Annotated in this window: 13 protein-coding genes; 6 read left to right on the forward strand and 7 right to left on the reverse strand. The window is 63.8% G+C overall.

Annotation, left to right across the window (positions count from 1 at the left end; all coding sequences use genetic code 11):
- Positions 1-27: 27 nt before the first annotated feature.
- Together BVG79_RS03125 and BVG79_RS03130 are read right to left on the reverse strand one after the other, a co-directional pair.
- Positions 28-1,644: a GTPase gene (locus BVG79_RS03125; RefSeq protein ID WP_085785598.1), complete on the reverse strand. Its 1,617-nt coding sequence runs from the start codon at positions 1,642-1,644 to the stop codon at positions 28-30.
- Positions 1,641-2,687, reverse strand: coding sequence for a YcjF family protein (locus tag BVG79_RS03130; RefSeq protein ID WP_085785599.1), 1,047 nt, complete (start codon positions 2,685-2,687; stop codon positions 1,641-1,643). The genes BVG79_RS03125 and BVG79_RS03130 overlap by 4 nt, the downstream gene beginning before the upstream one ends.
- A gap of 294 nt (positions 2,688-2,981) precedes the next feature.
- Between BVG79_RS03130 and BVG79_RS03135 the strand changes: the two genes are divergently transcribed.
- The 4 genes from BVG79_RS03135 (at position 2,982) to BVG79_RS03150 (ending at position 5,655) form a co-directional block, all read left to right on the forward strand.
- Entirely contained in the window at positions 2,982-3,473 is a 492-nt protein-coding gene (locus BVG79_RS03135; RefSeq protein WP_085785600.1) for a type III secretion system chaperone family protein, read from the forward strand.
- 68 nt (positions 3,474-3,541) lie between these two features.
- The gene (proC, locus tag BVG79_RS03140; protein ID WP_085785601.1) at positions 3,542-4,360 is read left to right on the forward strand and encodes a pyrroline-5-carboxylate reductase; all 819 of its coding nucleotides are present in this window, start codon (positions 3,542-3,544) and stop codon (positions 4,358-4,360) included.
- 3 nt (positions 4,361-4,363) lie between these two features.
- The gene (locus BVG79_RS03145) at positions 4,364-4,696 is read left to right on the forward strand and encodes a tRNA-binding protein (protein ID WP_085785602.1); all 333 of its coding nucleotides are present in this window, start codon (positions 4,364-4,366) and stop codon (positions 4,694-4,696) included.
- Positions 4,693-5,655, forward strand: a complete 963-nt coding sequence (locus tag BVG79_RS03150; RefSeq protein ID WP_085785603.1) for a 2-hydroxyacid dehydrogenase — start codon at positions 4,693-4,695, stop codon at positions 5,653-5,655. The genes BVG79_RS03145 and BVG79_RS03150 overlap by 4 nt, the downstream gene beginning before the upstream one ends.
- Here BVG79_RS03150 and BVG79_RS03155 read toward each other — a convergent pair.
- The 5 genes from BVG79_RS03155 to proS are packed head-to-tail and all read right to left on the reverse strand — an operon-like array spanning position 5,652 to position 10,021.
- Positions 5,652-6,242 (reverse strand): thymidine kinase, encoded by a 591-nt coding sequence (locus BVG79_RS03155; protein ID WP_085785604.1) that lies wholly within the window; start codon positions 6,240-6,242, stop codon positions 5,652-5,654. The two genes, BVG79_RS03150 and BVG79_RS03155, sit on opposite strands and share 4 nt — an antisense overlap.
- Entirely contained in the window at positions 6,242-6,652 is a 411-nt protein-coding gene (locus BVG79_RS03160; protein WP_085785605.1) for a c-type cytochrome, read from the reverse strand. The genes BVG79_RS03155 and BVG79_RS03160 overlap by 1 nt, the downstream gene beginning before the upstream one ends.
- On the reverse strand, positions 6,649-7,356 hold the full coding sequence (locus BVG79_RS03165; RefSeq protein ID WP_085785606.1) for an ABC transporter ATP-binding protein: 708 nt from the start codon (positions 7,354-7,356) through the stop codon (positions 6,649-6,651). The genes BVG79_RS03160 and BVG79_RS03165 overlap by 4 nt, the downstream gene beginning before the upstream one ends.
- Positions 7,349-8,635 carry an ABC transporter permease gene (locus tag BVG79_RS03170; RefSeq protein ID WP_085785607.1) on the reverse strand — a complete coding sequence of 429 codons (1,287 nt, stop codon included), beginning with the start codon at positions 8,633-8,635 and terminating at the stop codon, positions 7,349-7,351. Before BVG79_RS03170 ends, BVG79_RS03165 begins: the two co-directional genes overlap by 8 nt.
- Before the next feature lie 48 nt (positions 8,636-8,683).
- The gene (proS, locus tag BVG79_RS03175) at positions 8,684-10,021 is read right to left on the reverse strand and encodes a proline--tRNA ligase (protein ID WP_085785608.1); all 1,338 of its coding nucleotides are present in this window, start codon (positions 10,019-10,021) and stop codon (positions 8,684-8,686) included.
- 152 nt (positions 10,022-10,173) lie between these two features.
- Here proS and BVG79_RS03180 point away from each other — a divergent pair, with 152 nt between their 5' ends.
- Together BVG79_RS03180 and BVG79_RS03185 are read left to right on the forward strand one after the other, a co-directional pair.
- Positions 10,174-11,235, forward strand: a complete 1,062-nt coding sequence (locus BVG79_RS03180; protein ID WP_236951402.1) for an AI-2E family transporter — start codon at positions 10,174-10,176, stop codon at positions 11,233-11,235.
- Between the two features lie 13 nt (positions 11,236-11,248).
- Positions 11,249-11,920, forward strand: coding sequence for a P-loop NTPase family protein (locus tag BVG79_RS03185; protein WP_085785609.1), 672 nt, complete (start codon positions 11,249-11,251; stop codon positions 11,918-11,920).
- Position 11,921: the final 1 nt, after the last annotated feature.

The following is an 11,921-nucleotide window of genomic DNA, read 5'->3' on the forward strand; positions in this document are numbered from 1 at the left end:
GCGATCCAACGCCGACGGCCAGCCGATTTATTCGGGCGGCTTGCCTGTATCGTCGGGCGGGGGCAGCAGGGCGGGTCCGTCGGTCTTGCTGTCTTTTTTGCCGCGCCCAAAGCCTAGGCGTTCCAGCCCCAGCTTCGTACCCAGCCCCAGCCCTGCGCCGATGCCGTGCACCGCGCGGCCGATTTCCTGCCGGATCGCGCCGCCTTGGGGCGTCAGACGCACGCGGTTACGCTGCACCATCAACCCCTCGATCACGTTGGCCGCAAGGACCTGATGCAGCGTTTCGATGTTCCACTGCGGCGCGGTGCTGCGGACGGGAATGGGCAGCGGCAGCGGCGCGCCGACCGCGTCTGATAGTTCGTCACCGATGGTGCGCATGGCGGTAGATATCGCGGCGACCGCTTCGGGCGGCAGGGCGACTGCGGTATCGGCGGGCAACAGCGCGTCGACCCAAGCCGCGACAGGGATCAACGGCGGGCGGCGGCGGGCCTTGTTTTCGTCCAAGGCGGCGAACCAGTCGCGCAGCGCGGCCACGTCCGGCGCGCGCGCGGGGCGGTTTGCCTTCAGCACCCAAACAACGATGTCGGCTTGAAGCAGGTGGTCGCGGGCGATCTGGCGGGCACGCTCGCTGCCATCCAGACCGGCCAGATCCAGCAGCGTTGCGGGCACACCGCCCAGCATGGTGGTATAGGCCGTGGCACCGGGGGTGGTGGGCGGCATATCGGTCTCGGCGCGGTTTTCACCCAGCAGTGCGTTGATGAGCGTCGATTTTCCGGCGCTGACCTGCCCCGCAAAAACCACGCGCAGCGGGGTGTCGGGGCTGGCGATGCGGCTTTCGTCCAGTGCGGCGTCCTCGCGGCGCAGTTTCAGCAGCTCGGCATCCGAGAATCGCAGATGCCCCGAATACAAGTCGACGGCGGCTTTGGCGACCTCTTGCAACAACACGGTTTGAACCAGCGATATCGCCTCGCTCGTCAGCATGTTCTGGTGGCCGCCTGCGGCGGCACGGTCGATTTCCTGAATGACGGCCAAGGGCGGGTTGCGCAGCAGGCGCACCACGCGCCACGCGTTTTGCCCCACATTCCACAGCGCCTGCGCGCGGTCGCGGTTGCGCCACAGCCAGATGATCGATTTCAACGACAAGCTATCGCTAAAGGGGATGTGCCGCCGCAGGTCGGCTCGAAAGCGCGACGAGACCCGCTCGGTCAGCAAAAGGGCCTCGGGCAGCGTAAAATCCAGCGCGGATTTGCCTTTTTCACCCGAATGCGCGGCGACGGTTGCAATGACGTCAAACGCCAGTGGCTGCAGGTCTTCCCACGCGGTCGAGGCGCCAAGGCGGGTGGCGATCACCTCGAGCGCGGCATCATAGGCTTTTTGCGCGCGATCGTCCCATTCGGGGTTGGGCGCGACGCCTGTATCGGCCAGCGCCGCTTTGGCAGTGCGGGCGCGGCGCGGCCAGCGGCGGATGATCAGCGCGATCAGCGACAGCGCCGCAGAAATTCCGGCGAAATACAGCAGCCAGCCGTGGTCGAACAACCAAAAGAACCCCAGCACCATTGCTGCGGCCATGGGAATGGCGACCGCACCAATGGCGGCGAGGCGCTCGACACGCAGCAGCCAGCCACGAATAGGGCTACGGCTCATTTATGATCCTTGGGCTGGCGGCGCAGGGCGTCGGCATAGACCGTCCGCAGCGCCTCGGGAGAGGGGGTGGCGCCGTTCATGTGGTGGAACAGAAAGTAGGCAGCCGCGCGGCCCAAGGCGTAAGTTGTCGCAAAGCTGACAGTGCCGGATGCGGCTGCGACAACGGTTTGGCCGTAGACAGGTATGAATTTGCCCAATTGGCGCAGCCCGAACAGCGCGGCATAGCGCGCGGCGGTTCCCGCGCCCAGCGCGATGAAAAACCGCATCAGCAAGGCGCGCGACCACTTGGCCCCATATTCGGTGCCCAGCCAGTTCATCATCGCCAGCTGCGTCCCCGGCACCGAAAGGGCGCCGACGGCCGGAATAATGTCGCTGGTGCCGGCGACGCCTGCGAAGGTCAGAATGCGCGGGCGCAGCAGCGCGAACTGCGCGGCTTCGGCGTCAGCCGCGCTAGATTTGGCAAGGATGTCTGCTACCTCGGGCAGCAGGGCCGACAGTTTGTCGACCAAGGTGTTCAGCCCCTCGGCGGTGTACCCGCCCACGGGCAGTTGCGACAGTTCCAGATAGGGCAGGGCGCGGCCGACGGCTTCTTCGTAATCCTGCCGCGTCAGCGCGATTGCACGGGCGCGGGCGCCGTCTTCTACCAGATCGCCGCCTGTCAGCACCAGCAACACAGGCGATTTGCGTCCGACGCGGCGCAGCACATCCAGCACCTCGCCCTGAACAGGGTCGTCCAGCCGCGCGACGGCGACAATCATATGCGCGCTGCCCGCCAAAACGGCGACGTCATCGGCGGGGTCGTAGCCGACCTCGCCCAAGCCGCGCGTGTCCATGAACCGCATGACCGGCGCATCGGGCGGAAAGTCTAGCGCGCGCGACGTTTTGGTGCAGCTTTGAAACCCGTTGCCGATGGCCACGTCGCTAAGGCCCGTCAGACTGGCGATCAGGCTGCTTTTGCCGGCGCCGGTTTTGCCCAGCAGCCACAGCGTTGGCACGGGGGCGATCTGGGGCAGATCGGCGGCGTTTTTCTTGCGGTCGGCCATGATACACCCTTTCACTTGCGGGCCGCCTAGGGCGGCGGCACAGCTAGAAGATAGGCGCTTCTGCCCCGCCTTCAATGAAAAAACACAGGGAATCACCTGCGGCGCGCCATCCCGTGGGGGCTGGGTATAACCTGCGGCGGCCTGTGCATAACCCTAGGGGAATCCCCCGCGAACGCAAAATCTTGTGGATATGATTGTGGCTTCTACAAGTTGCGCTTGCCCCGCCCGCACCGCGTCTGACCTTATCATCACAACACCGCCGCCCCTGATGAAACACTCGCTGCCCGAGGCCCTATGCCCGTATCCGCCCACCACATATCGCACCCGATCGATCTGGTCGAAGACATCGCCCAGCACCACGCATGGGAATTTGATCGCATCACGCGTGACGACATCGCCATGGTGGTCGAGGGGCTGTGGCGGTCCTACACCATCACCCTGTCATGGAGCCCCGAGGACGAGGCTCTGCGCCTGTTCTGTACGTTTGAAATGGAACCGCCGCCCGCGCGCCTGCCCGCGCTTTACGAGGTTCTGAACCTGATCAACGACCGGTGCTGGGCGGGGTCGTTCAGTTGGTGGACCGACCACCAGATGATGGCGTTCAAATATGCGCTGTTTTTGGCCGGCGGCCAGCAGCCCTGCACCGCACAGATCGACATGATGATCGCCACCGCCATCAGCAACGCCGAGCGGTATTTCCCTGCGCTGCAAATGGCGACATGGGGCGAACTGGCCCCTGCCGAGGCCCTGCGCACCGCCATCACCGAGGTGCACGGTCACGCCTGACCTTTAGTGCTGGTGCAGGTTCACCCTTGGCGCTAGCCTTCGGCAAAAGACTTTAGCCGGGGGTTGAAATGATTGATGATTCCGTTCGCGATAAGGGCCTCGTGCTGCTGGGATGCGGTAAGATGGGCTCGGCCATGTTGGCGGGCTGGCTGGCGGGCGGTCTGCCAGCAACGTCGGTGTGGGTGAACGACCCCCACCCGTCGGATTGGCTGCTGGGGACGGGGGTTCACGTGAATCAACCGCTGCCCGCTCATCCCGCCGTGGTGCTGATCGCCGTAAAGCCGCAGCAGATGGCCGATGCGCTGCCTACCCTGCAGGCGCTGGGTAACGGCGATACGCTTTTCCTGTCGATCGCCGCAGGCATCACCATCGGGCGGTATCAAGACATTTTGGGCGCGCAAACCCCCATCGTGCGCGCCATGCCAAACACGCCCGCAGCTATCGGGCAGGGCATCACCGCGCTGATCGGAAATGCCAATGTCACCGCGACGCAGCTGGAAACGGCCGAAGGGCTGCTGCAGGCCGTGGGCCAGACCGTGCGGCTGGAGACGGAAGACCAGATCGATGCCGTGACCGCGCTGTCGGGCGGCGGGCCAGCCTATGTCTTCCACCTCATCGAAACGCTGGCCGCCGCGGGCGAGGCGGTGGGCCTGCCGCCCGATATGGCGATGACGCTGGCCAAGGTGACGGTGGCAGGGTCGGGTCAGCTGGCCATCCAGTCGCCCGAAACACCCACGCAACTGCGCATCAACGTGACCTCGCCCAAGGGCACGACGCTGGCTGCGCTGAATGTGCTGATGGACGAAGAAAGCGGATTCCCCGCGCTGGTGCCCAAAGCCATCAAGGCCGCACGCGACCGTTCGGCCGAATTGGCATCGGGGGCGTAAGTGATGGCGGATTATGACGATTTTCAGAAGCTCGACATTCGCGTCGGCCGCGTGACCCGCGCCGAACCTTACCCCGAGGCCCGCAAACCCGCGATCAAACTGTGGGTCGATTTCGGCGGCGAGATTGGCGAGAAGCGATCCTCGGCCCAAGTCACGGTGCACTACACGCCCGAGGCATTGGTCGGTAAACAGGTGCTGGGCGTGGTCAACTTCCCCCCGCGCCAGATCGGCAAATTCGTGTCCGAGGTTCTGATTTTGGGCCTGCCCGACACCGATGGCGCTGTGGTGCTGGTCACGCCTGACGTGCCGGTGCCCGAGGGGGGGCGGCTGCATTGAAACTGTTCATATCCCGCCTGATGCCCGACCCCATTCTGGCCCGCGCCCAGAAAGACTACGCCGTCACCCTGCGCCCCGAAGCCGTCCGCCCGCTGAGCGAGGACGAGATGGTCGACGCGCTGACCACGCATGATGCGCTGCTGGTCACGCTGGGCGACAGGTTTACTGCCGAAGTATTCCAGCGTGCGTTGGCGGCTGGGGGCGGCAAGATCCGCGCGCGGCTAATAGCGAACTTTGGCGTAGGCTTTAACCACATCGACGCCGACGCGGCGCGCGCCGCAGGTGTCGAGGTGACGAACACCCCCGGCGCCGTCACCGATTCCACCGCCGACATCGCCCTGACGCTGATCCTGATGACCTGCCGCCGCGCGGCCGAGGGTGAGCGTCTGGCGCGTTCAGGTCAGTGGCAAGGCTGGGGGCCGGTCGAGATGCTGGGCCAGCATGTGACGGGAAAGACGCTGGGCGTCGTCGGTTTTGGCCGCATCGGGCAGGCGATTGCGCAGCGCTGCCTTTATGGTTTTGGCATGGATGTGATTTATTACAATCGCTCGGCCAAGGATGCAGGGTTTCCTGCCGAAAAGGTCGATGATCTGCACGACCTGATGGCGCGGGCCGATATCGTGGTGACGGCGGTTCCGGGCGGGAATACGAATATCGTCGATGGCCCCGCGCTTGCGGCGATGAAGTCGACCGGCGTGATCGTCAACATCGCGCGCGGTGATGTGGTCGAACAAGATGCGTTAATCGATGTGTTGCAGCGCGCGGCCATTGCGGGCGCGGGCTTGGATGTATACCGCGACGAGCCTGCCGTTCCCGCCGCCCTGCGGGCGCTGGACAACGTTGTGCTGCTGCCGCATTTGGGCACATCCACATTGGAAGTGCGGCTGAACATGGGCAACATGGCGCTGGACAATATCGACGCGGTCGCCGCGGGTCAGGTGCCGCCCAACCGCGTTTAGTTGGGTAGCACCTCGCCCATAGCTTCACGCCAGTGACGGCGGCAGAGCGAGACATAAGTTTCGTTCCCGCCGATCACCACCTGATCGCCATCGTGGGCGACTTGACCATCAGGCCCCTGGCGCACCACCATGGTGGCCTTTTTGCCGCAAAAACAGATCGTGCGGACTTCACGCATCTCGTCCGATAGGGCCAGCAGCGTCGCCGAGCCGGGGAACAGCTCGCCCCGAAAATCCACCCGCAGGCCAAAGCACATAACAGGCACGCGCAGGTCATCGACAGCGCGGGCCAGTTGCCACACCTGATCGGGCGACAGGAACTGCGCCTCGTCCACCAGCACGCAGGCGATGGGGCCATCGGCCATGCGCTGGGCGATGCGGGCGAACAGGTCGTCGTCGGGCAGGTAGGTATCGGCATCGGCGCCGATTCCGATGCGGCTTTCGATGCGCCCGACCCCCGCGCGATTGTCGAAGGCGGCTGTCAGCAAATAGGTCTGCATTCCACGTTCGTTATAGTTGTAGGCCGCCTGCAGCAGGACAGTCGATTTGCCCGCATTCATGGTCGAGTAGTTGAAGTAGAGCTTTGCCATTATTTCTGTAGCGAGAAGACATAGGTTCCCAGCGCCAACAGGCCCGCAGGCACAGGGATCGACGCGCCGTCGCGTTCGATCAACACCGGCTCGCCCAGATCACCCTCGCCAAAGGCGGGCATCGCGCCATTGTGGCCGCCTTGGCCAAAACCGTCGATGGTCGACAGCACGCTGTTCCACGGGAAGTTGCCGCCGTTGCGGGCGCTGATCGTGGTCAGGTCGCTGGCGGGCGGGGTCAGGTTCAACCCCATCGCGACCGACCCAGTCGCATCGCGGCCATGGCACGAGGCGCAGTTCGCCATAAACATTTGCGCGCCGTCGAATTCGCGCTCGGTGCTGAAAATCGCGCAAGCGGTGATCAGCGGCAGGCAGACGATGGCCGCGATCAGCGGAATACGGGTTGTGGTCATGGCTGGGCACCCCCTTGTGGTGTGGCTTCGATCAGGCGCCCCGCGTCCAGACGCAGGATTCGGTCCATGCGGGCGGCCAAGTCTAGATTATGCGTCGCGATCAACGCGCCAAGCCCTGTTTCACGTGCCAGCGCGATCAGCGTGGAAAAAACCTGATCCGAGGTTGCAGGGTCAAGGTTGCCGGTTGGCTCATCTGCCAGCAGCAGGCGCGGGCTGTTGGCCATGGCGCGGCAAAAGGCGACGCGTTGCTGCTCGCCCCCCGACAGGGCGGCAGGGCGATGGCTGGCGCGGTGGGCAATGCCGACGCGGTCCAGCAGGCTGGCGGCGCGCGCGGCAGCGTCTTTTTCGCTGGTGCCATTGGCCAGTTGCGGCAGGATGATGTTTTCGGCGGCCGAAAACTCGGGCAGCAAATGGTGGAACTGATAGACGAAGCCGATGCTGGTGCGCCGCGCGGCGGTGCGGCGGCGGTCGTTCGCGCCGGTCATATCGGTGCCGTCGATGCCGATTTTGCCGGTATCGGCGCTGTCGAGCAACCCCGCGATGTGCAGCAGGGTTGATTTGCCCGCGCCAGATGGCGCAACCAGCGCCACAACCTCGCCCGCGCGCAGCGTCAGGTCGATACCGCGCAGAACCGGCACGGCGTCGGCGCGGCCTTTGGCATAGGTTTTTTCGATCCCATGCAGGGACAGGACGATGTCATTCATAGCGCAGCGCCTCGATCGGGTTCATGCGGGCCGCACGACGGGCGGGGAAGATGGTGACGATCCAGCTAAGGCCCAGCGACAGTCCCATGGCCGACAGGATGCTGCCAGCCTCGAGCTTGGCGGGCAGGTGGTAGATACCGCGGATTGACGGGTCCCAGACCCCGCCGCCCGAGACATAGTTCACCACGCTGAAAATCGGGTCGATATAAATGGCAAACAGGCTGCCTAGCATAATCCCCAGCGCCGTGCCGATGGTGCCGATGGATGCCCCGCAGATGAAAAAGACCCGCAGAACAGACCCTTCGGTCAGCCCCATTGTGCGCAAAATGCCGATGTCGCGTCCCTTGTTTTTCACCAGCATTACAAGGCCCGAGATAATGTTCATGGCGGCGATCAGCACCAGTATCGACAGCAGCACGAACATCACGTTGTCCTCGACCGTCAGGGCGCGCAGGTAGGCACCTGCGCTGTCTTTCCATGTCCACGGCATTGCGCGGGGGCCTGCGGCTTCCATCAGGGCGGGGACGATCGCGTCGACGTCTTCGGGGTCGGCGACCATCACCTCGATCTCGTCCACGACGCCGTCGCGGTTGAGGAAGCGCTGGGCTTCGGCCAGCGGCATATACAGGCGGACGCGGTCGATGTCGTAGCGGCCTGCGGTGAAAACATAGGTGACGGTATAGGCGTTCGCGCGCGGCACGGTGCCCATAGGCGTGCGCGCGCCGTTTGGGGATGTGATGCGGATGGTGTCCCCGACTTGCACGCCCAGCGTCCGCGCCACGCCCGAACCAATCGCGACGCCGCCTTCGAAATCGTCCAGCGTGCCTTGCGATTCCTCGGGGTGGGCGACGCGGGGGATGGTTGCTAGATCGGCGGCGGAAATGCCGTAGATGTCGACGGGCGCGTTATAGCTGCCTGCCGTCGCCAGCGCGGTGGCGCGCACCAAGGGTGCCGCGCGGGTGACGCCCGGCACGGCGGCCACATCAGCGGCCATCTGCGTGTAATCGGAAATGGTGCGACTGCTGACGCCGTTTTTGTCTGTCAGCGGATATTGCATCAGTGTGACGTGGGCGTTCGACCCCAGCATGGTATCCACGAATTCCTCGCGGAAACCGGCGCGGATCGACAGAGTGGCTACCAGCGCGAACACCGCCAGCGTAATGCCGATCAGGCTGATCCATGTCATGACCGAAACGCCGCCTTCGGCGCGGCGGGCGCGCAGGTAGCGCCAAGCGATCATCCATTCGAAACGGGCGAAGGGCGGGGTGGATCTGGCCATGACGCGCCTTTAAGTCTTGGGGCGCCCCCGAAGGGGCACCCCTGTTGATCAGATGTTGGCGTAGATTGCCGCGATGCGGGCGATGGCGTCCGCGGGGGTCATTTCCTCGGACACACCGGTGCGGCGGCTGGTCAGTTCGACCACGCCGTTTTTCAGCCCCCGTGGGCCGACGGTGATGCGCCACGGCAGACCGATCAGATCCATGGTGGCGAATTTGCCGCCCGCACGTTCGTCGCGGTCGTCATACAGCGGGTCAAGGCCAAGGGCGATCAGGCTGTCGTGGATGTTTTCGCATGCAGCGTCTGCTTCGGCGTCGCCTTGCTTCAGGTTCACGATGCCGACGTGGAAGGGCGTAACGCCCTCGGGCCAGATGATGCCCTTGTCGTCGTGGTTCGCCTCGATCAGCGCGCCAATCAGGCGGCTGACGCCGATGCCGTGGCTGCCCATTTCGACGGGGACTTGCGTGCCTTCGGCGGTTTGGACTGTCGCGCCCATCGGCTCGGAATATTTGGTGCCGAAGTAGAATATCTGGCCGACTTCAATGCCGCGGCCCACCTTGCGGCGCTCCTCGGGGATCTGGTCGAACAGGGCGGCGTCATGCGTCTCGTCGGTGCGGGCGTAAAGGGTGGTGAACTCGCGGCAGATCTCGGCAACCTCGTCGCGGTTGTCGAAGTTTACTTTGCGATCACCCAGCTTCAGATCGGTGACGGCCTCGTCGTAGAAAACCTCGGATTCGCCGGTGTTGGCCAGCACCAGGAATTCATGCGTGTCATCGCCGCCGATCGGGCCGCTGTCGGCGCGCATCGGAATGGCGGTCAGGCCCATACGCTCGAAGGTGCGCAGGTAGGTGACCATGTGGCGGTTATAGGCGTGCAGCGCATCTTCCTTGGTCAGGTCGAAGTTGTATCCGTCTTTCATCAGGAACTCGCGGCCGCGCATGACGCCGAAACGGGGGCGCAGCTCGTCACGGAATTTCCACTGGATGTGATACAGCGTCAGCGGCAGGTCTTTGTAGCTGCGGACATAGGTGCGGAAGATGTCGGTGATCATCTCCTCGTTCGTGGGGCCGTACAGCATGTCACGCTCGTGACGGTCTTTGATGCGCAGCATTTCGGCGCCGTAATCGTCATAGCGGCCGCTTTCGCGCCACAGGTCTGCCGATTGCAGTGTCGGCATCAGAAGGGGGATATGGCCCGCGCGCTGCTGTTCCTCGTGGACGATCTTCTCCAGGCGCGCCAGCACCTTATAGCCCAGCGGTAGCCAAGCATAGATGCCGGCCGACTCTTGCTTGATCATGCCCGCGCGCAACATGTAGCGATGGCTGACGATCTGCGCCTCGGCGGGGTTTTCTTTCAGAACGGGCAGGAAATAACGGCTGAGGCGCATGCAAGGCGTCCTTGGGCAGGTGATTACAACTTAACAGCAGGTGATAGGCGGTTGGGCGGATACAGGCAAGGGCGCGTTGGCCGCACTTGCGCGTTGGGCGAAGCTGGGTCACTACTGGCGGAATTGATCCTACGTATTGGCAGGGGGTTTTGGTGCAGAAACAAGCGATTTACTGGCTTTTGGCAACGGTGGTTTTCATCGCCTTGCTGTATACGGTCAGCGGTGTGCTGTTGCCGTTCGTGTTGGGGGCCGCCATCGCCTACCTGCTGGACCCAGTGGCCGATAAAATGGAACGTTGGGGCCTCAGCCGTGTCTGGGCGGTGTCCATCATTTCGCTGGTGGCGCTGCTGGTGGTGGTGATCGCGATTCTGATCATCGTGCCGATGCTGATCAACCAGGCCCTGCAGCTCGTCAATTCGATGCCGCGCTTTGCCGAGCAGTTCATCAACTGGGCGCGCGAAGCATTCCCCGAGCTTTCTGACGAACAAAGTACCATGCGCCAGACGCTGAACCAGACGCTGACCAACATTGCGAATGCCATTCAGGCCCGCGGCGGCGAGGTGATCGGCAGCGTCGTCGGCAGCGCCATGAGCGTTGTTTCCATCGCGATGGTCATGTTTGTGGCGCCGGTGGTGGCATTCTATCTGCTGCTGGACTGGGACCGGATGGTAAGCCACGTCGACGAGTTGATCCCGCCGCGCAACCGCACTGTCGTCCGCCAGATTTTTTCCGATATCGACCACACCCTTTCGGCTTTCATTCGCGGGCAGGGTTTGGTTTGCGTCATCTTGGGGGCGTTCTATGCCGTCACGCTGATGCTGGCGGGGCTGAATTTCGGGATGGTGATTGGCTTTGGCGCGGGCATGGTATCGTTCATTCCCTACGTCGGCACCCTTGTGGGTGGCGTGGCTGCGATTGGCCTTGGGCTCTATCAGTTCTGGGGCGATTGGCTGCATGTCGGCCTGATCATCGCCATCTTTCTGATCGGCCAATTCCTGGAAGGGAATGTGCTGGTGCCGAAGTTGATGGGCGGTTCGGTCGGGTTGCATCCGGTGTGGCTGATCTTTGCGATTTCGGTTTTCGGCGCGCTGTTCGGGTTCGTCGGCATGCTGGTGGCGGTTCCCGTGGCGGCGGTTTTGGGTGTTCTGATCCGCTTCACCTTGCAGAAATACAAAGAAGGGCCCATGTATCGTGGCCCATCAGATACCGTTTGATCCGAAGGACGACATGCCCCAGCAACTGAGCTTCGATTTGCCGGTGCGCCCGTCGCTGGCGGCGGGCGACTATGTCGTCTCCGAGGCGAACGAGGCCGCTTATGTCATGGTGTGCGAGCAGGCCTGGCCTGTTGGCAAGATGGCTCTGATCGGCGCGCCGGGCGCGGGCAAGACCCATTTGGCACGCGTGTGGCAGGCCCAGATGGGCGGCCATATCTGGCAAGCGGGCGGCTTGGACGCGGGTGGCGGCTTGCCGCCCGACGGGGCTAATCTGGTGATCGAGGATATGGAGCGGCTGCCGCGCAGCGCCGAGGAATACGTCTTCCACGTGCACAACCATATTCTGAACACCGGCGGCCAACTGCTGGTCACATCCGACCGCGGCCCGGGCGATTGGGCGATTCGTCTGCCCGATCTGGCTAGCCGCATGCAGGCGATGCCCGCAGTATCCATCGGCGATCCGGATGAATGGCTGATGACGGCCGTTCTGGCCAAGCTTTTCGCCGACCGCCAGTTGGTGCCGACGCCCGATGTCATTCCGTTTCTGGTCTCGAAGTTACCGCGTTCACTTGCGATTGCAGCCGATGTTGTGGCGCAGATGGATGCTGCGGCACTGGCACACCGGCGGCCCCTGAACCGCCCGTTGGCGCGGCAGGTGCTGGACAATCGGGCCGTGCACGGATGAA

Source organism: Ketogulonicigenium robustum (assembly GCF_002117445.1).
In the GTDB taxonomy this organism is placed as follows: Bacteria; Pseudomonadota; Alphaproteobacteria; order Rhodobacterales; family Rhodobacteraceae; genus Ketogulonicigenium; species Ketogulonicigenium robustum.

Coding starts and splice junctions, on each gene's coding strand:
- BVG79_RS03145 (WP_085785602.1), top strand. CDS start 4,364: ATGGCGGATTATGACGATTTTCAGAAGCTCGACATTCGCGTCGGCCGC.
- BVG79_RS03135 (WP_085785600.1), top strand. CDS start 2,982: ATGCCCGTATCCGCCCACCACATATCGCACCCGATCGATCTGGTCGAA.
- proS (WP_085785608.1), bottom strand. CDS start 10,021: ATGCGCCTCAGCCGTTATTTCCTGCCCGTTCTGAAAGAAAACCCCGCC.
- BVG79_RS03130 (WP_085785599.1), bottom strand. CDS start 2,687: ATGGCCGACCGCAAGAAAAACGCCGCCGATCTGCCCCAGATCGCCCCC.
- BVG79_RS03165 (WP_085785606.1), bottom strand. CDS start 7,356: ATGAATGACATCGTCCTGTCCCTGCATGGGATCGAAAAAACCTATGCC.
- BVG79_RS03160 (WP_085785605.1), bottom strand. CDS start 6,652: ATGACCACAACCCGTATTCCGCTGATCGCGGCCATCGTCTGCCTGCCG.
- BVG79_RS03125 (WP_085785598.1), bottom strand. CDS start 1,644: ATGAGCCGTAGCCCTATTCGTGGCTGGCTGCTGCGTGTCGAGCGCCTC.
- BVG79_RS03185 (WP_085785609.1), top strand. CDS start 11,249: ATGCCCCAGCAACTGAGCTTCGATTTGCCGGTGCGCCCGTCGCTGGCG.
- BVG79_RS03170 (WP_085785607.1), bottom strand. CDS start 8,635: ATGGCCAGATCCACCCCGCCCTTCGCCCGTTTCGAATGGATGATCGCT.
- proC (WP_085785601.1), top strand. CDS start 3,542: ATGATTGATGATTCCGTTCGCGATAAGGGCCTCGTGCTGCTGGGATGC.
- BVG79_RS03155 (WP_085785604.1), bottom strand. CDS start 6,242: ATGGCAAAGCTCTACTTCAACTACTCGACCATGAATGCGGGCAAATCG.